Genomic DNA, 20274 nt, shown 5'->3' on the forward strand with positions numbered 1-20274 from the left:
ACCATCATGGGCAACATCAACAGTCCGGAGACGGCGGCTGAGGTGCCAGTGGACATCTGCAGGAATGTGGGCACAAACGCGATGGCTGCAAACATGCCCATACCCAGAACGAATCCGATGGCCGTGGAGTTCAAGAAGATTGGGTTCTTGAACAGCGACAGCGGGATGATGGGGTCTTCGGCGCGTGCTTCGGTGAAGATGAACAGCGCAATAGCGACGATCATGCCGGCTCCCCAAGACCAAGTGGTCAGGGAGGTCCAGCCGTCGGGCTTGCCGCCGAAGTCGGTGAAGAAGATCAGGCACGTGGTGGCGATTGATAGGAGCACCACGCCCATGAAGTCAATCTTCTGAGTGGCCTTCTTAGCAGGCAGCGTCAGTGCGAAGAATGCCACGATGAAGGCCGCAATGCCGATCGGGATGTTGATGTAAAAGGCCCATTCCCACGTCAAGTGGTCCACAAAGTAGCCGCCCAACAGGGGACCGGCAACGGCGGAGAGGCCGAAGATGGCGCCCAGCGGACCCATGTACTTGCCGCGCTCATTGGCTGGAACAATGTCAGCGATGATGGCCTGGGAGAGGATCATCAAACCGCCGCCACCGAGGCCCTGCATGGCGCGGAAGATGACGAAGCCTGTGAAGTCGGTGGCAAACGCACAGCCAATGGAGGCCAGCGTGAAGATGGCAATGGCAGCCAGGAACAAGTTCCTCCGGCCCAGGATGTCACCCAATTTGCCATAGATGGGCATCACGATGGTGGTGGCCAGCAGGTACGCGGTGGTGATCCATGTCTGGTGCTCCACGCCACCGAGCTTGCCCACAATGGTGGGCATGGCGGTGGAGACGATGGTCTGGTCGAGGCTGGAAAGCATCATTCCGGCAATCAGCGCGGAGAAAATGATCCAGATTCTCTTCTGGGTCAGCAGGAGTGGTTGCCCTGCTTTTACGGCGGTACTCATGGAGTCCCTTCAAAGGTCAAGTGAGAAAAGGTGAAAAGTTGTTGGGCTGCGAGGAGGTTGTCCCGCAGCAGATGCTCGTAGGGGACGGTATTTTCTTCGGAAAAGAACACCTGGCTGGTGCGGTGGGAGCAACTGCCGAACAGTGCTGCCGCTATGCCGGCGACTGGGTCATCCGGCGGGAGTTCCTCGCGCTGGATGATCAGGTCAGTGAATTCCCGCTCACGCTCGTGGGCGCCGCCCATCACCTTCATCATGAGAGCCGGTTCCTTCTTCATGGCCGCGAGGAGCTCATGAAAATGTTCCCGGGTGAAATTCAGCTCCTCAACCATGGCGCAGGTCAACGTGTACAGGTCCTGCAGGAGCGTGACGCTCAGGCCGTGGGGGCCGCGTTCGACGCCCGTTTCGGAGCCCCCGGCCAGGAAGTCGGCGATGGCACCGGCCGGGAACTCGTCCAGCAGGTGGCCGATGATGGCGTCTTCCTTGGACGGGAAGTAGTTGAAGAACGTCCGCCGCGAGACGCCAACTTCTTCACACAACTGTTCAATCGTGAAGCCATTGAGGCCCTTTTGCGCAGTAAGGATCCGCGCCGCCTTGGTGATGGCGGAGCGGGTGGCCTCGCGTTTGCGGGCACGCAGGCCCTGGGCCTGACAGGAATTTGCACTTTCAGTCACAAAGTAAAAGTTTGCACTATCTTTGAAAAAGTGCAAAATCCTCGTGATGTGAGCTTGGTCATGCAATTTTTCGGGCGCAGGCGCAGGCGGGGCTGGGGCGGGGGTAGTGGTTGCCATTCGCCCGTGGCAGACCAGAGGCAAAGGCAATAGCTGCCCCGGAGTGCCCACGGATCTTTCAACTGCTTAATATACGACGGCGGGAGGTTACCTTTGTAAAAAGGCAACCTCCCGCCGTTCGCCACCTCCCACTACTCGCAAGCTCGCGGCGGGTCCCTCGGTGACTCTCTTAGTGCATAAGGAGTGTTGTTACTTCGGTGCGACCGTCATGGCCAGAACATCCAGGCCCTTATCCAGCTGCTCCAATGTGATTTCGCCGCGGTCAACGAAGCCCAGAGCCAGAACAGCTTCACGGATGGTGAGGCCCTCCTTGATGGCGTGCTTGGCGATCTTGGAGCCGTTTTCGTAGCCGATGTACTTGTTCAGCGGCGTCACGATGGACGGTGAAGCCTCGGCCAAGAAGCGGGCGCGCTCAACGTTCGCGGTCAGGCCGTCGATCATCTTGTCGGCCATGACGCGTGAGGTGTTGGTCAGCAGGCGGATGGACTGCAGCAGGTTCGAGGCCATGACCGGGATGCCCACGTTCAGCTCGAACGCGCCGTTGGTGGAGGACAGGGCAATGGTGGTGTCGTTGCCGATGACCTGTGCGGCGACCATGATGGCTGCCTCGGAGATGACCGGGTTGACCTTGCCGGGCATGATCGAGGAGCCGGGCTGCAGGTCGGGGATGTTGATCTCGCCCAGGCCGGTGTTGGGGCCGGAGCCCAACCAGCGCAGGTCGTTGTTGATCTTCATGATCGAGTACGCGATGGTGCGCAGCTGGCCGGAGGCTTCGATGAGGCCGTCGCGGTTGGCCTGGGCCTCGAAGTGGTTGCGGGCTTCGGTCAGCGGCAGGCCGGTATCTTGGGCGAGCAGGGCGATGACGCGCTGCGGGAAGCCGGCCGGGGTGTTGATGCCGGTGCCGACGGCGGTGCCGCCCAGGGGAACCTCTGCCACGCGGGCGATCGAGGACTCAACGCGCTCGATGCCGTAGCGGATCTGGGCAGCGTAGCCGCCGAATTCCTGACCCAGCGTGACGGGGGTGGCGTCCATCAGGTGGGTGCGGCCCGACTTCACCACTGTGGCGAATTCGGCTTCCTTGCGCTCCAGCGACTCGGCCAGGTGTGCCAGCGCCGGGATCAGATCGTTGATCAGGGCGGAGGTTGCAGCGACGTGGACGGAGGTGGGGAACACGTCGTTGGAGGACTGTGAAGCGTTCACGTGGTCGTTCGGGTGGACGACCTTCTCGGAACCGGCGGCAACGAGCGCGCGGTTGGCCAGGGTCGCCAGGACCTCGTTCATGTTCATATTGGAGGAGGTTCCGGAACCGGTTTGGAACACGTCGATCGGGAAGTCACCGTCGAAATTCCCGGCGGCCACGAGGTCGGCTGCACCCTCAATGGCGCGGGCCAGCTCAGCGTCGAGCACACCCAATTCGGCGTTGGTGGTGGCGGCAGCCTTCTTGATGCGCGCCAGTGCAGCGATGTGGGCAGACTCCAATGTCATGCCCGAAATCGGGAAGTTTTCAACGGCACGCTGGGTCTGCGCGCTGTAGAGTGCGTTAGCCGGAACCCGGACCTCGCCCATCGTGTCATGTTCAATACGGAATTCTTGTGCGGTAGCCGCGGCAGTTTCAGTCATATCTACACCATATCGCCGCCGCGCCCAGAGCCGAAAACCAGAGCCGCAACCGTAGCCATAAACGGTTGCGTGGCGCGCCTGCCCAGCCACACACAAAGAAGGCCCGACGGCGGGACTTGCGTTCCGGCGTCGGGCCTCCCCAAAAGCGGGTTACTGGTGGATGGAACCGTTGCTGTACACGAGGTCAGCGGTGCCGTCATTGAGGCGGTAGGTCAGGCCCACCACGGCGGTGCGCTGACGGGCCACGGCGCTGGCGATGATGGGGGAGTTCTCCACGAGGCGGGCGGCCGTCTGCTTGACGTGTTCCTCCACCATGTTGTTGACGGTGCTTTTTTTGTCCTTGCGCAGGGAAGCGAGCACCGAGGGGGTGATGCGCTCCACGAGGTCGCGGACGAATCCGGCGGGCATGTTCCCGGTGTCCACGGCGTTCTTGGTGGCGGTGACGGCACCGCAGCTGTCGTGGCCGAGCACCACAATGAGTGGCACGTCCAGGTATTCCACGCCGTATTCCAGCGAACCGAGGGCGGTGTTGTCAACCACGTGGCCGGCGGTGCGGACCACAAAGGCGTCGCCGAGGCCCAGATCGAAGATGATCTCAGCGGCCAGGCGCGAGTCCGAGCAACCGAAGATCTGGACGAAGGGGTGCTGGGTGGACAGCAGTGAGGCCCGCCGGGCCGCATCCTGGTTGGGGTGGTTGGACGTGCCCGCCACAAATCGGGCGTTGCCAGCCATCAGCGTGCCCCAAGCCTCCGCAGGCGTGTGAGGGTGGGCTGTAATTGCGTTGATGTTGCCGTCTTCTCCACCGGTCATGAGTTATTGCCCTTCGTAGTTGGAATGCTGGCGTCTTTGGGTGCCGGAGCGGCCGCGGGACTTGATGTTGCTGGTGCGTGTGCGGTGTTCAGTGAGTCCGTCGCCGCTTTGGCTAGGAAGTCGAAGTCTGCGAAATCGGCGGCACCGGTCAGCACAATCGTGTCCTTGCCGTCGACCAGGACCAGGCTGCGGTCCCCCTTAGGTTTATCACGCAGCTCCCAGTCATGCCCGTCGACGGTTCGGCTGCCGGTCACCGCAGCCTGCTGGGACTGATCAGCAATCCATGTGGGGTTGGCGGTGATGGACTGGCGTAGCGCGATGAAAGTGTTGCTTGAGGTTACGTAACCTACGTCCCAGAAGGCCACGCCGTCGGCCCCGGCCGGATTCCACCGTGCGTAATTGGCGTACCAGCCATCAGGGAGCTCCGGTGCCACAGGGGTGAATCCAGCGGTGTCAGTAGCATGGTTGGCTACCGCGGAAACGTCGATGTTCGAGCGGTACGTCTCCGCTTTTTGCTGTGGATTGAGCCAAACTACGACCAAAACTATGGCAATGGTGGAGAAGATGGCCAAGAACATGCCAATCACCGAGGCGTTGGCGCGCTTTGCGGCGCCGGCGGCGATGGAAGGCTTGAAGGGCGGGGTAGGGCTGGAATCACTCACTCCACCATCTTCCCAGATATGACAGGACAGATATGACAGCCCAGATATGACAGAGCAGAGATCACCCCGTGCGGCCCTGTGGCGCACCTCACTGGGTGGGGCCGCCTCATTTCACCTATGATTACTTAGGTAGACAAGAAAACGGCAGACATGCGCGCACATGCGCAAAGCAAAAACTGCGCCTACCTAAACAATGGGGTTTATACGTGCCTGAAAACGCATCACAGATGGATTATTCGCAGCTCTCCCGGTCCTTGGCCGTGGGGGACGACGAGCCGGACCGCAACCTAGCGCTCGAGCTGGTCCGTGTGACCGAAGCCGCCGCCATTGCAGGCGGCCACTGGGTTGGTTTTGGCGAAAAGAACCTGGCCGACGGCGCAGCCGTTGACGCCATGCGCTCCCTCCTTTCTACCGTTCACTTCAACGGCGTCGTGGTCATTGGTGAAGGCGAAAAAGACGAAGCCCCCATGCTGTACAACGGCGAGGTGGTAGGCGACGGCTCCGGCCCCGAATGTGACGTGGCCGTGGACCCGATCGATGGCACCCGCCTGACCGCCATGGGCATCAACAACGCCATTGCCGTGCTGGCCGTGGCCGAACGCGGCACCATGTTTGACCCCTCCGCCGTGTTCTACATGGAAAAGCTGGTGACCGGCCCCGAAGCTGCTGACATGGTTGATCTGCGTCTTCCCGTCAAGCAGAACCTGCACCTCATCGCCAAGGCCAAGGGTGTCAAGATCAACCAGCTCACCGTCATGGTGCTGGATCGCGATCGTCACCAACCGCTCATTCAGGAAATCCGCGAGGCCGGCGCCCGCACCAAGATCATTCTCGACGGCGACGTAGCCGGCGCCATTGCGGCCGTCCGCACCGGCACGGGCGTTGACGCGCTCATGGGCATTGGTGGCACACCCGAAGGCATTGTGGCCGCGTGCGCCATCAAAACCCTCGGCGGTGTGATCCAGGGCCGACTCTGGCCCACCGATGACGACGAAAAGCAGAAAGCGATCGACGCCGGACACGACCTGGACCGCGTTTTGTCCACCAACGATCTGGTCACCAGCGACAACTGCTACTTCGCAGCCACCGGCATCACCGATGGTGATCTGCTGCGCGGCGTGCGCTACGACAAGGGCCGCGTCTTGACCCAGTCAATCGTGATGCGTTCGAAGTCCGGCACCGTCCGCTTTGTTGAGGGCGAACACCAGGCTGCCAAGTGGGAGACTTACGCACGCCGCAGCTAACTTTCGCTCCAGCGTTAGCCGCTTCGCGCCAGGTCCCTCGCGGGCAGTAATATTTCCGCGGTCGCGGGGCGACCTGCTAAGTGATTTCCGAGGGTTCCCCGCTGAGCTTGCGAAGCGAGGGAAGGAAATCACGCCATCCCCGCTCCGGGACCTGGCGCTCTAGGCCTATTGTGACGGGATCACTCCCATACCACCCGCCCGGCCGGCACCTCTCTAGCCGCGGCAGCCGGTAGGGTTGAAGCATGACTTTAAGTGTTGTGCCTTGCCATGTCCGTGACGAGTGGGATGCCGCTGTGAACTCACAGCTGGGACACCCCATGCAGCTGTGGGGGTGGGGCGAGACCAAAGCCGCCCACAACTGGAGCGTTGACCGGGTCCTCGTAAAAGATGGCGAAACCTTGGTAGGTTCCGCCCAGATTCTGCTGCGCGCCCTGCCGTTCCCGTTCCGCTCCTTGGCGTACCTGGCGAGGGGACCACAGGCCGAGCCGGGCCGAGAGCACGAGGTGCTGGACGTCGTCGGACGCTACGTCAAGGGAACCCACAAATCTGTGGCCCTGAGCATTGAACCGGATTGGGACGCGGCGACGGTGGCTGTGGCGACCCTGCCAGCCACTGGCTGGACTCCCAGCGCCAGCACCATCCTGATTCCTCGCACGCTGATTCTGGATCTGAGCCGTACCGAAGATGAATTGCTGGCCGCGATGAGCAAAAAGACGCGCCAGTATATTCGTAAGTCGAGCCGGGAAGCGCTGGAATACCGCGCCGTGACGCCCGCCGAGGTCCCGCAGTGCATGGCCGTGTACCGGGAAACTGCCCAGCGCGCCGAGTTTGGCATCCACGAGGACGGTTACTACAGCGACATCCTGAAGAACCTCGGCGAGGGATCGCCCATTTACGGCGCGTTCGACGGGGAGAAACTAGTGGCCTTCCTCTGGCTTGCCGCGAGCGATACCACCGCTTTTGAGCTCTATGGTGGCATGACCGAGGAAGGCAGCACGCTGCGGGCCAACTTCTCGCTGAAATGGCTGGCCATCCAGGAAATGAAGGCCCGGGGGATCACCCGTTACGACTTCAACGGCCTGCTCAATGACGGGGTCTCGAAGTTCAAGTTCGGCTTCGCTGACCACGAGAACATGCTGGCCGGTACCTGGGATCTGGGACTTTCGCCGCTGTACCCGGTGTTTGCCAAGGCGTTGCCGCTGGCTCGTCGCGCACTGCGCAAGGCCCGCGGAGTGCTCAAGCGCTAGGCGGTTTCCGGGCTCCGGGCGGATGGATCACCGGGCGAGCTGGCTCCGATCGTGGCTCGAGCTCGGCGAGTGTTCATTTGATGTACGTTTGGAGCCCAAAAACGGATCAAACCGTCCACGAAACGGACAACACATAGACGCTCGAGCAGTGGCGCTGGACGGCGGATCGAGAAGCGCGTCAGCCTGCCACGGTAATGGCGAAAACCACTGCCGGGGTGTCGCTGGGAACGCCAGCAACCACATGCGGGTGAACCATCACCGGGTTCTCTACGGCAGGAACAAATACCGATCCGCCACGGCTCAAGACCATGTCGCTGCGAGGGGAGTCCAGCAGCACGGAGCCCGAAAGCGCCAGCACCAGCAGGGGACCGTTCTGCAGCAACGGCACAGGATCCGAGCCAGCCGAGATTTCCACCCGCTGGAGCACAAACTCGCTGAACGGCGGTTCCCAGAGATGCTGTCCCAGGTCAGTAGTGCGGGTGGGAACCACAGGCACGGCGCCGGGATTGAAATCCACGGTGGCCAGCAATTCCGGGACGTCCACGTGCTTGCCGGTGAGCCCACCGCGCAGCACATTGTCGGAAGAAGCCATGACCTCCAGACCTAACCCGCTCAAGTAGGCGTGGATATTGCCGGCCGGAAGGTAGATCGCTTCACCTGGCATGAGGGAAACCCTGTTCAGCAAAAGCGAGACCAGCACACCGGCGTCGCCGGGATACTGCCGTGCCAGCTCCACCACGGTGCGCAGCGATGCCTCAGCGTTGTCGGGCAGCCCATCGGCAGCCAAATTCAGGACCCCGCCCGCTAAATCCCTACCCGCTAGATCCCTACCAAACGAAGCAGCCAAGGCCTCCGCGGCCAGCTCCACCAAAGTCCTGGTCTCGGCTCCGCCATTCACCAACGCTTCGAAGGCTCGGCGCACCAATGTAGGGGCAATCATGCGCGAGTTCAACGTCATCTCGACCTGACTCAACAGCTCCGGAACCTGAGCACCCATAGCTGTGATGGCCGCAGCGACGGCACGGAACAGTGACGCGGCTTCAGCGCACGGACGGAACCCGCAGAGGGCCTGGAAGGGAGTCAGCGCCAGAATCATCTCGGGCTTATGGTTGGGGTCTTTATAGCTGCGGTGGGCAGCATCGTGCGGCACACCCGCTGCCTCTTCCGCCGCAAAGCGCTCCCGAGCCCGCTCCAAAGTGGGGTGAACTTGAAGAGACAGAGCCTGATCGGCGGCGAGAAGCTTGGCCAGGAACGGCAGCTTCGCCCCAAAAGCCGCGTGCACATCGGCACCGAGCGCCGCGAGGGGATGCTCCGCAATCAGCTGATCCAGCGGCACAGGACCGTCGGGGGTGGCCGCGACCGACGGCGAATCCGGATGCGCCCCCATCCATAATTCAGCTTCCGGACCGCCGCTGGGCTCGGTGCCCAACAACTCGGCAATGGCCGTTGCCGAACCCCAGGGGTAGTTGCGGGTGACGTTCGTCAGTGCAAACATAAGAGATTTCTCCTGGTCTACGACAACTGGTCTAAGACAAGCTGTAGATCGATTGAAAATGACTGGCATGACGCCGGAATAGCGAGCTGAGCACAGCCGGCTCAACCTAGCGAGCTTAGCCCGGGGAGCAGGTTCCGTTGTTGGACAAAAGCGCCCCGAGCGTCACGGCGTCGCCATTGATGGCCAGCTGCTGCAGATACTCGGCGGTGATTTCTGGACCGTCCGACGGCGCCTCCGGAGCAGGTGCCTCAGGCACCGGAGCTGCGGGTACTTCGGGCGCAGGGGCGTCGGGGGCGGGAGTGTCAGCTGCGGGTGCATCGGAGGCAGGGGCTTGGGAAGCAGGGCCCTCAGGTGCCGGCTCTTTCGCTGCGGGGGGATTGAGCAGGGTCTGCACACGCTGATGGATCACATCAAAGTCCGGGTACGTGGGGAAGTCCTTGTCGAAGTCCGGCGGTCCAATGGTCAGACGGGACAGCGAGTGCGACTTGGATTTCAGTGCCAGTGAGACGAAGCTGCCCAACTGCCCGGCTGGCAGGTCCGATTCCACAACCTTAGCGCCGGCGTCCGCCAACGCACTGAACTTGGTGAAGATGGTGGCTGGGTCCATCTGGGCCAGCATGGCGGCCTGGATGCATTGCTGACGCTGACTACGGTTGTATTCGAGTACCCATTCACGCGAGCGGGCAAACCAGAGTGCGTGGTAGCCGTCGAGCTTTTGCACGCCCGGGGCTATCCAACCGGTGGGTGGCAGGTGATCGCCGGTGCCGTTGACGTCGTCACCGCTGATCGGCACCCATCCGCCAACATTCACAGTGACCCCGCCTAGGGCGTCAATAAGATTGGAGAAGCCCGCCATGTCAATCAGGACGTAGCCCTGAATGGTCAGCCCCAAAATACCGCCAGCGGCATCCATCATGGCGTTGGCACCGGGATCGCTTGCGCCCGGATATAGATCGGGATGGTTATTGGTCACGTCGCTGTACAGGAAGTTGATGATGCAGTTATCGCCGCAGTTATAGCCGTCCGGGTAGACGCCCCAGAGTGGGGAGTCGGGTTCAAAACGCGCGTTCTGGAAATTGCGGGGGATGCTGATGGTCGCTGCCTGACCGGTCTTGGCATCGACGCTGACCACCATAATGGAGTCCGGTCGCCGCCCAGTTCGGTCCTCGCCCGCATCGCCACCCATCAGCAGGAAGTTATAACGGCCGTCCACCGGCTTCATGTCGGGGCCGGCCTGAAAAATACTGGAGATGGCATTGCGGCCAGAGTTGATTAGGAAAGCTCCGTAGCCCAGAGTTCCGGTGGTCAGCACCATCAGCACCACCATGGCGATGGACACCATGCCGCGCATGCCCGGCGCCAGCAAATTGGGCCTAATGATCTTGAGCGTGTTGAGGAACATGATGGCCCAGCCCACAGCCACAGCCACGATCACCATGATGATGAGCAGGGATGAGTACGGGTTGGTGAAGAGGTTTAGGAGCGCTTCACGGTTGACCAGGACAAGTACGACGGCGGCAATCACCAATGCCCACACCACGAAAGTGCAGCGCAGAGCTATCCGGCCTAGGCGCTTGTTTCCGGCCACCAGTTGGGCCGAGCCTGGCAGGAAAAGTGTCAGCACGAGCAGGATCCAGGCCCGTTTTGAGCGCACGGGTGCCGACGCCGGTTCCGGGAAGCGGGCCGGGTTGGTCAACAGGGGCGGACGGTTTGAAGGCCGCGAAACCTTAGGACTGCTGAAGCTCATGCGCAGGCGTTTATCCTTCTGTAGGTCCGGCGGTCGCCGGGACGCCGGACTCCAGGATGCCGGATTCCGAGACGCCAGTCTGTGGGAGCACGGCCAAAGGATAGGTCTTCCCGGCCTTTTCCCGCAGGGCAGCTCCCTTGGCGGAGGCCTGGTCATTGAGTGACTGGGCAAAGTCGGCGAGCTTGGCAGCCAGCTCGGTGGCCAGTGCATCCGTACCACTGGCCAGCATGCGCACGGCCAACAAGCCGGCGTTGCGAGCGCCACCAATGGACACAGTGGCCACGGGAACTCCAGCTGGCATCTGCACGATCGAAAGCAATGAATCCATGCCGTCGAGGGTCTTCAGTGGGACGGGCACGCCTACCACGGGAAGTGTTGTGACGGAGGCCAGCATGCCCGGCAGGTGGGCTGCCCCGCCAGCACCGGCAATGATGACGCGCAGGCCACGAGCCGCGGCGTTGCTGCCGTAGGCAATCATTTCGGTGGGCATGCGGTGGGCAGAGACCACATCCGTCTCGAACGGAATGCCGAATTCGGATAGTGCCGCCGCGGCTGCCTCCATGACGGGCCAGTCCGAATCGGAACCCATGACGATGCCCACCAGAGGAGTGCCAACAGGGGCAGTGGCGTTGTTGTTGCTCATGAGAAGTCCTTACTTTCCGTCACGATTGTGGCCGTCACGGATGATGTTTGCCACGGTGGTGGCGCGGGCACGGACGGCGGTGACGTCGTCGTGCGTGGAACCGATCACATTGACGTGGCCAATCTTGCGGCCGGGGCGCACGGATTTGCCGTAGCTGTGGACCTTGACGGTGGGCTCGGCGGCCAAGGCGGCCGAGTAAGCGCTGAACAGGTCCTGATTGGCACCGCCAAGGAAATTCTTCATGACCACAATGGAACCCAACGCGTCGGTGGCACCCAAAGGCAGATCCAGCACGGCGCGCAGGTGCTGTTCGAACTGGCCGGTCACGGCACCGTCCATGGTCCAGTGCCCCGTGTTGTGCGGGCGCATGGCGAGCTCGTTGATGAGGAAGCCGGGCGCGCGGCCGGGGGTTTCGAAGAGTTCGGCAGCCATGACGCCGGTGACGCCGAGCTCGTTGGCGATCCGCAGTGCTGCGGACTGAGCGGTGGCGGCGACGTCGTCGGGGATGGAGGGAGCCGGGGCGATGACCTCATCACACACACCCTCCACCTGGATGGATTCGGCCACGGGCCAGGCGCGGGCCTCACCCGAGGGAGTGCGGGCTACCAGGGCGGAAAGTTCGCGGGAGAAGTCCACCATCTCCTCCACCAGCAGCGGGCTCATGGCCTCGAACCAGTCGGCGGAAGCATCGGCATCCACAGATGAACGCAGGACCTTCACGCCCTTGCCGTCATAGCCGCCACGGGGCATCTTCAACACCACGGGCCAGCCGTGTGTGTCGCCGAAAGCTGTGATCTCAGCAGGGGAAGCGACGGCGGACCATGCCGGGTTAGGCAGGCCCAGGCGCTCAATCGCAGCCCGCATCACGAGCTTGTCCTGGGCGTTGACCAGCGCGTCGGGGCGCGGCTGAACGTTGACGCCTTCGGCGATCAGCGTCTGCAGGTGCTCGTTGGGGACGTGTTCATGGTCAAAGGTGAGCACGTCCACGCCGCGAGCAAACTCACGCAGGGTCGCCAAATCCTTGTAGTCACCCACGGGTGCATGGGCCACCACGGGCACCGCACAAACGTCGGGGGCTTCCGCCAAAACTCGCAAATCAAAACCAAGGGCCACGGCGGCAGGGGCCATCATGCGGGCCAGCTGTCCGCCGCCCACCACACCGATTACAGGGAAAGTCACAGTCCCCAGCGTACCGAAAGTCTGGCCGGATGCTTGCTTTGCACTGCTGGCGGGCTTTTCGGGGCTGTGGACAAGGTCCCCCAAAGCGGTCCCCACACCGCCGTTGGGCAGCAAAAATGGCTTTGTCGGGCCTATCGAGCACGGGCGGCATAGAATTGTGGCCTAGAATTTTTAGCAGAGGCTGCAGCGCGAATCATCCGTTTTTGGCCGTAACGCCCGACGGAGGACCATGTTTCAGAAGATAGTTGACCGCATTAAAGGCCTGATGGGCCTGTTTTGGCGAGAAGTAGCAAAATTTGGCGTCGTCGGCGGCGTTGCGTTCGTCATCGACACCGGCATCTACCTGTGGCTACTCAACGGCAGCATGGCCGGACACCCCACCAAGGCGAAGATCATCTCAGCCGCCGTGGCCACCGTCTTCTCCTGGCTGGCCAACCGTTACTGGACCTTCCGTCACCGCCGCCAGGCCAATATGTTCCGCGAAGTGTTCTTGTTCATCGTCATGAACGGCATTGGCATGGGCATCGCCGCAGCGTGCGTGTACATCTCCCACTGGGTTCTCGGCTTCGAATCCACCACGGCCGACTTCATCTCCGGCTCAGTGGTAGGCCTAGTCCTGGGCACCATCTTCCGCTTCTTCGCCTACCGCTTCTGGGTTTTCACCGAAGAGCTCGACGCGGAACCCGGCTACACGGAGGACCATAAACTCATCCAGGCCGACCGCGAAGCCTAAGCTTTCCGTGCTGGTGCTGGTGCTGGTGCCGGTGCCGGTGTTGGCGCCGGCGTTAGCCCAGAGTGATGTTTTCGCTGGCTCGCACCGTCTCCGAGACGCCCACCCCGTCCCCGAGCAGAACCACTGAACCACCGGCCGCCCAATTCTTCAAGGCGTCATGCACGACGGCGGCCCACCCTTCCTTGGCTTCCAGCAGAACCCGCTGTGGTTGCGCAGCTAACACCGTTCCCGGGATGGACAGAAGTTCCTCTCCTCCGGCTAGGAGCTGGGCGTAACTGGTTTCTTGGGTGCTGCTGTCCTTAGCCACGTGTCGCCAAGCGATGTCTGTGGCCTCAGCTTCGGCATCGGCAAAAAACACATCCGCATGCGAACGAACATCACCGGAATAGTCCAGAGTGCGCGGGGGAAGCTCTCCCATCCAGCGCATTTGCAGGGCAGGCAGAGCCACAGCCACCACGAGGGGATCGCCCTTGGCACCGGATAGTTGGCTGTGCACAACCTCGGGCGACGCGGTAGCAATGATGTTGGCGTCAGTGCCCGAGACTTGCATGCCCGAGACTTCCTTGCCCGATCCACCAGCGCCAGCGGAAGCCGCAGCCCCATCAGCGGTGACCGCAGTGGCGCCCACGGCCCAGGTCGCCAGCATCCAAACCAAGGACCGCCAGTGCAGCGGCAGGTCCAAGGCAATCACCGTACCTGGTTCGGCGTCGAGCTCGTCCACTAAATAATTGGCGGTTTTAGCCACCCAGTTATCCAACACTCGGCCGGAAAATTCCACGCGCTCGGAGTCAGGGCCGTACCAGGTCAGCCGGGGTGAGGTGGGGTTGTTGCTGCGCAAAGCGTGCAGCAATTGGGTGGGGGTGTTCGCAGACAGGTCCATGGCATCTCATTTTGCCACGGTGACCGCCACAGTGATCTCCATCGATTGGACAAAATCCCTTTGTGACGTGACGTGCCTTACAGAAGGCATTCTGTGAATTCTCGGTGAATTCCAAAAAACGGCCAGTTCCGCGCAAGAACACGGGTTTTTTGGCCAGAGGTCGCCGAAACGCATGAATGTATTGATATGAAATTGCCGGGCGTGGCGTGGCCCATGTTCGGCCCTGAAGGTAGTTATCATCTCCGGCCCGCTTGACGTGAGGGACTTACATGGATGTAATTAGACGCACGAACCGCTCGTAAAGGCACTGCAATCCGCACATCGTGGGAACCTCAATTTTGGTTGGCAGTGTCGGCGGCAACATTCCGGAGGACGATTATGGGGCAAGCGCAGCTGAGTGTGGAGAAATTTCGCGACGATACGACTGAGGCACAAGCCGCTTCCGCTTACCGTTCACGGGGTGTGCCCACCGATTGGTACGTAGACCCGGCTGACCCGGATGCCGCGGCGTTCCATGAACGGGAGAACCGTCAGGTCCTCGAGGACGCGGCAACAGCTTTCCTGACCTCTCATGAGGATGACGAGCCGCTCACGGCCCATCCCACTGAAGTCGCTGGAGTGGATAATGACCCGATTTGGATCGGCCTTTTGGGTCAGCGTGATGATTTCAGCGATGAAGGTGAACTAGGCTGGCAGACTGATGCATTGTGCGCACAGACCGATCCGGAGGCGTTCTTCCCTGAAAAGGGCGGTTCCACCCGGGACGCGAAGAAAGTGTGCGGCGCATGCAATGTCAAAGCACAGTGCCTTGAATATGCTTTGGCCAATGATGAACGGTTTGGAATCTGGGGCGGACTGTCGGAGCGTGAGCGCCGGCGGCTGCGGAAGCGAGCGGTCTAATTCTTGAAGCAGTAAAAGTCACGGCCGTTCTGGTTGCCCACAACGGCGGTGCCTATCTCCCCACAGTCCTGGCCGCTTTGGCCGCGCAGACACGTCCGGCAAATCAAGTGTTGGGCGCAGACGTCGCCTCCAGCGATAACTCGGGGGAGTTACTGCGCAAGGAACTCGGCGAACGCCATGTGATCTCGCTGGAAGCTCGCAAGGGCTACGGCGACGCCGTCAACGCCGTGCTCGAGCATCAAAAGCGTCTGCGTACCGGTGCCATTGTGCCGTCGCGTTCTACAGCGCCGTCCAGCTCGGCAGGTTCAGACTCGATAGCTTCGGCAGAGAACCCTCAAGCGGGCGCAGTGGGAGTCCTCCACGACGAGCGACCCACCAGCGCAGAAACCTCCGCCAGCACCTCCGGCAGCAGCTCCGCCCCCGGCGCTGCTGGCTCCAACGAGTGGATCTGGCTCCTGCAAGATGACGCCGCGCCGGCGCCCGACGCGCTGCAGTTACTCCTTGAAGCCACCGAACGCGCCACCACGGCCACGGTGGTTGGTTGCAAGCAGCTGGACTGGGACAACCACCGCCGCTTGGTGGATGTTGGTCTGGAAACCAATAGGTACTTTGACCGCTTTGCCCTCGTGGGTCTGGACGAACAAGATCAGGGCCAGTACGACCACTACACCGATAAGTTTGCTGTCAACACCGCGGGCATGCTGGTTCGCCGTGACGTCTTTGAAAAACTGGGCGGCTTTGACCCGGCCCTTCTTGGCCCGGGCGACGATCTAGATTTCTGTGCCCGCGTCCGCATGGCCGGTGACCGAGTTCTGGTAGTTCCCGCCGCCCACATGTTCCACGTAGTGCACCGACCCAACGGCGTTGGATCGGCCGTAGCCGCTCGCAAGGCCAGCATATTTCTACGCCTCAAGCACGCCCCGGCATGGGCTGTTCCGCTGTTGGCGGTAGGCACCTTCCTGTCCGCTATTTATTGGCTCATGGCTGGCTTTGTCCTAAAAGCTCCCGGCCATGCGGTGCGCATGTTCGTCGCCACCTGCGTCGGTCTGATGCGGCCACTGGCCCTACGTCGTAGCCGGGCCGCGATGGCAGCAACCCGAACCCAACGCCGCTCGGTCAACAGAGCCCTGCGGGTGGAGAAGGACACGCAACGCGAACATTTGAAATCACTGCGTGAAGCTGTCGGCCCGGACGACTCGGCGCCGGAAGAAATCATGCATGGGCCCTCCATCTTGGAGCCCACCGGTGAAGCCCACCGTGAAAGCGTGGCTCCGCTGGCTGCCAGCAAGACCGCACCGATTGTCAGTGCCCTAGCCCTCGTAGCTGTTCTGGCTGTTCTTTCCTTGGTGGCCTTGTCGCGCTTCCTCGGCGTTCCGGCCCTGGTGGGTGGAGCCCTGCTGCCGGTTTCGAGCGAGCTCGGCACGGTGTGGCAGCACGCTACCGACTGGTGGGTTTCCCTTGGTTCTGGCCTGCCCGGCCGCGGTAACCCCTTCAACTTTGTGCTCGTACTGCTCAGTGCGCTGGGCGGCAGCGGCTCCGTCGCGGTCTTGTGGCTGGTGTTGCTGGCCTTGCCGCTCTCAGGGTTCACTGCCTGGCTAGCCGCCGGTGCGTTGACGCTGCGCCGCTGGCCGCGCATTGTGGCCGGGTTCGCCTGGGCTGGTGCCCCCATGTTGCTGCTCGCCATGGGCCAGGGTCGTGTGGGCGCGCTGCTGGCCCATGTCCTGATTCCGCTCGTGATGCTCGGGTTGATCCGTGCCGTTGGCGGGGCCACCAGCCCCGAAAACGTGCCGGGCTCCGTCGCAGGTGTCACCGGGCCGGCCGCCAACGCGACCGTGTCCAAGATGGGCCGGCCGGGCGTGGCTGGCACCCCCTCCTGGACGGCCGCCGCGGCTGCCGGTCTGGCCCTGGCTGTGGTGACGGCAGCCTCGCCGCTGCTCTTTGTTGTGGCCGCGGTGGGTGTTCTTCTCACGGCAGTGCTGCTGGGGCGTCGGGGCAAGACCATCTGGTGGTCCTTGCTCCCGTCGGCAGCGCTTTTCCTTCCCGTTGTCTGGTCCGCGTGGGAAAATCCGCGGGCACTGTTGGCCGATCCGGGACTCCCGCTGGCCTCCACCCAGGGACCGCTGTGGCAGCAGCTTCTGGGCTTCCCGGAGCAGCTCACTGCGAGCGAGGGCATGCTGGGTCTAGGCTCGCTGGCTTCGGCGCCGTGGTGGACTTGGGTTGCCGTTGGCATTATTGGCGCCCCGGTGGTGGCCGCGGCCGTGCTTGCCCTGTTGCTTCCGTTGCGTCGCGCCGCCACGGTGCGCACCGTGTGGGGTGTGGCCCTATTGGCCCTGGCCGTGGCTTACGGCGCGAAGTTCATTGCCGTCGCGTTCGACGGCGGGACCTTGGTTACCGCTTTCAACGGGCCTGCCGTTTCGCTTGCGTTTTTTGCTCTGCTCGGCGCAGCCCTCCTGGGCTTTGACGCCGTTCATCGCCACGCCTACAACCCGGCCCACAAGGCAGGCGAGAGGCACAGGACTGCGAGAGTGACCGCCGTCGTGCTGTCAGTGGCACTGGTGGCAGCCCCGCTGATGAGCCTGGGGGCATGGACCGTGCAACAGTTCTCCCAGGCTCGGACCGCGCCGGCGCTGACCGGGCCGTTCGTGGTGCAGGCGGCTACCGCCGGGACCATCCCGGCAACGGCTGCCGATCGCGGCAAGGGCCCTGAAGCTAGCCGGACCATTGTGCTCTCTGTGATGCCTGAGGGTGGCATCGACGCGGCTCTCATGCAGGGCGACGGTACCACGCTGGATTCGCTCTCCGGGATTTTTGCGGCAGCGCGGATTACCGGCGCTCCGGGACAGGAAACGGTGCTGCCCAGCGATGCCGCGACTGCCGAACTGGAGCAGGTTATCGCGTCGCTGGTCTCGAATTCGGGACTGGATCCGCGGTCTCAGTTAACTGATCTTGGTGTGGGCTTTGTGGTGCTGCGTCAAGGCGATTCGGCCGCTGAACTGCTGGCCAATGAACTTGAAGGTGTGCCCGGACTGAACAGCGTTGGGCCCACCGAATCCGGATGGTTGTGGCGCGTGCAGCCCACCTATGCCACCGCGGGTGAGACCGATGTGGTCAACCGTGTTCGTTTGGTGGACGCTGCCGGCAAGGCCTTGGCTCCCGTGCCGTCGGACGGGCTCGGGGTCAAGACTGATATTGCTGCCGGTCCGACTGGTCGCTCCGTGGTGCTGGCTGAACGCTCCGATCCGGGCTGGCAGGCTTGGCTCGATGGCAAGGCCCTCACAGCCGTGGATACGGACTGGGCCCAGGCATTTGAGTTGCCGGAAACCGCAGGGACACTGGAAATTCGTTACGTTCAGCCTTTGAGTGTCTGGTTCATTATTGTGCAGTTGGTCCTGTTTGGCCTGACCATCTTGCTGGCTGTTCCCGTTCGGGCCCGTCGCGGCCGCACCGGTGCATACCGGGATGAAGCATCGTTGCAAAGGGTTGGTAGAGGTGCCTGAGAACAAGGACAACAACGGCGAAATTTTGCCTGCAAAGGGTTCCCCGGACAGCGCTGCTGAGAGCTCTGCTGAGCTTGAGTCTGCCGAGGCTAAGACCGCTGAGACCAAGCCTGCCGCGACTGAACCCGTAGCCGCTGAGGAAAAGGTCAGCGCCCGGCGCCAGATGTCCGGCCGAGCCCAGAAGTCCGGCCGAGCCGAGAAGGCTGTGCGGCCCGAGAAAGCTGTCGGGCCCGAGAAAAGGACCCGCTCCCAGAAGGGCAACCGGCGAGCTGTACGCCGCCGTTGGCCAGCCATTGTGGCCGGTGTTGCCACAGCCGCTGTTGCTGTTGCTGTTGTGGGTGCCGGCAGCCTGTTTCCTGGTGTGGATGCTACAGCGGTGACCGACCCGGTTCCGCACGTGCTGCCGGTCGGCGAGTCCATGGCGAACTGCCAAGGTCCCACCCAGTTGCTGGCCGGTTCCGCAGCCGGTGCCGACCCTGAATTTTCCGCGAACGCCTCAAGCACCAAGAGCGCCCTGAACGCCGTGGTGCTCAGCGGCTCGACGGGTGATCTGCCGGGTGCGCAGATCCAGTCATTGGATGGAAAGTTCTCCACGCTTCACACCGTGTCCAAGGCGCCAGCTACGCCCGCGGCGACGCCGTCAGCTACCCCGACAGCGTTGACCGGGGCGCCCCAGGCTCGGGCCCAGGTGCTGCGTGGGACAAGCGTGAACGCGCCGTCCGTGCTGCGCCTGGACCCGTTGGGTGAGGCAAGCAGCGTGGGCACCGGATCTGTTGTGGTTGATGCCAGCGACGGTGACCTCGCCGGACTGGCCGCCGCAACGTGCCAGGCTCCAGCCAATGAATTGTGGTTGACGGGAGCGAGCACCTCAGTGGGGCGCACCGCTATTTTGATGTTGAGTAACTCCTCGCAAAGCCCGGCCACGGTTTCCCTCGATTTGTTTGGTTCTGATGGTCCTGTACAGGCCACCGGCAGCAAGGGCCTGGTCGTTGCACCGGGTACCGTGCGGTCCGTGGTGCTTTCGGGTCTGGCTCCGGATCAGGAATTACTCAGCGTCCAGGTCAAGAGCGTGGGTGGCCCTGTCAGTGCCGTGATTCAGCAGTCGATCCTGCGTGGGCTAACCCCCGGCGGCATCGATTACTTGGCGCCGGTCCAGGCCCCTGCTACATCGTTGGCCATCCCTGGAGTGCAGGTTCGTGCTGCTGCTGATGCCGCGAAGATCACTGCTCAGAAGGATTATGCCGACGCCAACACGGTCCTCGCCGTCACAGTCCCCGGCATGAGCGACGCCGTTTTGGAAGTCAGGGCCTTCGGCGCTGACGGCCAGGTGGCTTTGCCCAACGGGGGAGTGTTCACCGCTGCCGCGGGCAAGGTCAGCACGCTCTCGCTAGCCGGGCTTCCTGCGGGCAGCTATTCGCTGGCCATGAGCGCAGACGCGCCGGTGGCGGCTGCCGTCCGGCTGTCCAACTTCACCAAAGAGGGCGACGCCGTCGATCTCGCCTTGGCGCCCTCCACGGCTAGGCTGGGTGACACTCACGTGCTGACTCTGCCTGAAGGTGTGCAATCGAGTCTGGTGTTCGCTGCTGTTGAAGGTAGCGCCACCATCAAGCTGGTTCCCATTTCTGCCAGCGGTGTGCTGGGCGAGGGTAAAGATGTGGAATTGCGTGCTGGCACATCTGTCGCAGTAGACCCCGCAAAGTTGTTGGGCTCCGGAACCGTGGCCGTGATGGTCTCTGCCTCGGGAGCGCCGGCCTTTGGATCGCAGGTGCTGTTGCAAGATGGCTCGGCTGGCATTGCGGTCTTGCCGCTGGCACAGTCGGTGGCCGGGACCCAAGCGGTAAACATCATCACCCGGTACTAAAGCACACCGAGT

16 protein-coding genes are annotated in these 20274 nt (G+C 62.5%); 6 read left to right on the forward strand and 10 right to left on the reverse strand.

Going from position 1 to position 20274, the window contains the following annotated elements; genetic code table 11:
• From AB0O97_RS18610 to AB0O97_RS18630, 5 genes are all read right to left on the reverse strand, one after another.
• On the reverse strand, positions 1-956 hold a 956-nt coding region (locus AB0O97_RS18610; RefSeq protein WP_363884693.1), incomplete at its 3' end, for a DHA2 family efflux MFS transporter permease subunit.
• Complete coding sequence (locus AB0O97_RS18615; RefSeq protein WP_363884694.1) at positions 953-1627, reverse strand: TetR/AcrR family transcriptional regulator; 675 nt, start codon at positions 1625-1627, stop codon at positions 953-955. The genes AB0O97_RS18610 and AB0O97_RS18615, both read right to left, overlap by 4 nt.
• A 306-nt stretch (positions 1628-1933) precedes the next feature.
• The gene (locus AB0O97_RS18620; RefSeq protein WP_363884695.1) at positions 1934-3364 is read right to left on the reverse strand and encodes a class II fumarate hydratase; all 1431 of its coding nucleotides are present in this window, start codon (positions 3362-3364) and stop codon (positions 1934-1936) included.
• A gap of 150 nt (positions 3365-3514) precedes the next feature.
• Complete coding sequence (locus AB0O97_RS18625) at positions 3515-4174, reverse strand: carbonic anhydrase (protein WP_363836942.1); 660 nt, start codon at positions 4172-4174, stop codon at positions 3515-3517.
• Positions 4171-4836, reverse strand: coding sequence for a DUF4245 domain-containing protein (locus tag AB0O97_RS18630; RefSeq protein WP_363884697.1), 666 nt, complete (start codon positions 4834-4836; stop codon positions 4171-4173). The genes AB0O97_RS18625 and AB0O97_RS18630 overlap by 4 nt, the downstream gene beginning before the upstream one ends.
• 227 nt (positions 4837-5063) lie before the next feature.
• On the opposite strand from AB0O97_RS18630, the gene glpX reads away from it, so the two are divergent.
• Both glpX and AB0O97_RS18640 read left to right on the forward strand, forming a co-directional pair.
• Entirely contained in the window at positions 5064-6080 is a 1017-nt protein-coding gene (gene glpX / locus AB0O97_RS18635) for a class II fructose-bisphosphatase (RefSeq protein ID WP_363884717.1), read from the forward strand.
• A 242-nt stretch (positions 6081-6322) separates the two neighbouring features.
• The gene (locus tag AB0O97_RS18640) at positions 6323-7327 is read left to right on the forward strand and encodes a peptidoglycan bridge formation glycyltransferase FemA/FemB family protein (protein ID WP_363836936.1); all 1005 of its coding nucleotides are present in this window, start codon (positions 6323-6325) and stop codon (positions 7325-7327) included.
• Positions 7328-7505: 178 nt separating this feature from the next.
• Here AB0O97_RS18640 and manA read toward each other — a convergent pair whose 3' ends face one another.
• The 4 genes from manA to AB0O97_RS18660 all read right to left on the reverse strand — a co-directional run bounded on the left by manA (position 7506) and on the right by AB0O97_RS18660 (position 12391).
• The gene (manA, locus tag AB0O97_RS18645; RefSeq protein ID WP_363884698.1) at positions 7506-8822 is read right to left on the reverse strand and encodes a mannose-6-phosphate isomerase, class I; all 1317 of its coding nucleotides are present in this window, start codon (positions 8820-8822) and stop codon (positions 7506-7508) included.
• A 115-nt stretch (positions 8823-8937) separates the two neighbouring features.
• Positions 8938-10569 (reverse strand): LCP family protein, encoded by a 1632-nt coding sequence (locus AB0O97_RS18650; RefSeq protein ID WP_363884700.1) that lies wholly within the window; start codon positions 10567-10569, stop codon positions 8938-8940.
• 10 nt (positions 10570-10579) lie between these two features.
• The gene (gene purE / locus AB0O97_RS18655; RefSeq protein ID WP_363836928.1) at positions 10580-11212 is read right to left on the reverse strand and encodes a 5-(carboxyamino)imidazole ribonucleotide mutase; all 633 of its coding nucleotides are present in this window, start codon (positions 11210-11212) and stop codon (positions 10580-10582) included.
• A gap of 9 nt (positions 11213-11221) precedes the next feature.
• Positions 11222-12391: a 5-(carboxyamino)imidazole ribonucleotide synthase gene (locus tag AB0O97_RS18660; RefSeq protein WP_363884702.1), complete on the reverse strand. Its 1170-nt coding sequence runs from the start codon at positions 12389-12391 to the stop codon at positions 11222-11224.
• Between the two features lie 229 nt (positions 12392-12620).
• Between AB0O97_RS18660 and AB0O97_RS18665 the strand changes: the two genes are divergently transcribed.
• Complete coding sequence (locus AB0O97_RS18665) at positions 12621-13124, forward strand: GtrA family protein (protein ID WP_363836924.1); 504 nt, start codon at positions 12621-12623, stop codon at positions 13122-13124.
• 52 nt (positions 13125-13176) lie between these two features.
• Here AB0O97_RS18665 and AB0O97_RS18670 read toward each other — a convergent pair whose 3' ends face one another.
• On the reverse strand, positions 13177-14004 hold the full coding sequence (locus tag AB0O97_RS18670; RefSeq protein ID WP_363884703.1) for a TIGR03089 family protein: 828 nt from the start codon (positions 14002-14004) through the stop codon (positions 13177-13179).
• A gap of 378 nt (positions 14005-14382) precedes the next feature.
• Here AB0O97_RS18670 and AB0O97_RS18675 point away from each other — a divergent pair, with 378 nt between their 5' ends.
• Genes AB0O97_RS18675 through AB0O97_RS18685 form a run of 3 tightly spaced genes read left to right on the forward strand, consistent with a single transcriptional unit; the run spans position 14383 to position 20262 of the window.
• Positions 14383-14904, forward strand: a complete 522-nt coding sequence (locus AB0O97_RS18675; RefSeq protein WP_363836918.1) for a WhiB family transcriptional regulator — start codon at positions 14383-14385, stop codon at positions 14902-14904.
• A 29-nt stretch (positions 14905-14933) separates the two neighbouring features.
• On the forward strand, positions 14934-18401 hold the full coding sequence (locus AB0O97_RS18680; RefSeq protein ID WP_363884719.1) for a glycosyltransferase: 3468 nt from the start codon (positions 14934-14936) through the stop codon (positions 18399-18401).
• Positions 18394-20262, forward strand: coding sequence for a DUF5719 family protein (locus AB0O97_RS18685; RefSeq protein WP_363884705.1), 1869 nt, complete (start codon positions 18394-18396; stop codon positions 20260-20262). Before AB0O97_RS18680 ends, AB0O97_RS18685 begins: the two co-directional genes overlap by 8 nt.
• The last annotated feature ends 12 nt before the right edge of the window (positions 20263-20274 follow it).

It is taken from the genome of Specibacter sp. NPDC078692 (genome assembly GCF_040686835.1).
Lineage (GTDB): Bacteria > Actinomycetota > Actinomycetes > Actinomycetales > Micrococcaceae > Specibacter.

What these genes read in the sequence shown, in the direction of transcription:
- AB0O97_RS18620 (WP_363884695.1), bottom strand. Translation starts at nt 3,364, where the DNA reads ATGACTGAAACTGCCGCGGCTACCGCACAAGAATTCCGTATTGAACAT.
- AB0O97_RS18625 (WP_363836942.1), bottom strand. Translation starts at nt 4,174, where the DNA reads ATGACCGGTGGAGAAGACGGCAACATCAACGCAATTACAGCCCACCCT.
- glpX (WP_363884717.1), top strand. Translation starts at nt 5,064, where the DNA reads ATGGATTATTCGCAGCTCTCCCGGTCCTTGGCCGTGGGGGACGACGAG.
- AB0O97_RS18640 (WP_363836936.1), top strand. Translation starts at nt 6,323, where the DNA reads ATGACTTTAAGTGTTGTGCCTTGCCATGTCCGTGACGAGTGGGATGCC.
- manA (WP_363884698.1), bottom strand. Translation starts at nt 8,822, where the DNA reads ATGTTTGCACTGACGAACGTCACCCGCAACTACCCCTGGGGTTCGGCA.
- AB0O97_RS18650 (WP_363884700.1), bottom strand. Translation starts at nt 10,569, where the DNA reads ATGAGCTTCAGCAGTCCTAAGGTTTCGCGGCCTTCAAACCGTCCGCCC.
- purE (WP_363836928.1), bottom strand. Translation starts at nt 11,212, where the DNA reads ATGAGCAACAACAACGCCACTGCCCCTGTTGGCACTCCTCTGGTGGGC.
- AB0O97_RS18665 (WP_363836924.1), top strand. Translation starts at nt 12,621, where the DNA reads ATGTTTCAGAAGATAGTTGACCGCATTAAAGGCCTGATGGGCCTGTTT.
- AB0O97_RS18670 (WP_363884703.1), bottom strand. Translation starts at nt 14,004, where the DNA reads ATGGACCTGTCTGCGAACACCCCCACCCAATTGCTGCACGCTTTGCGC.
- AB0O97_RS18675 (WP_363836918.1), top strand. Translation starts at nt 14,383, where the DNA reads ATGGGGCAAGCGCAGCTGAGTGTGGAGAAATTTCGCGACGATACGACT.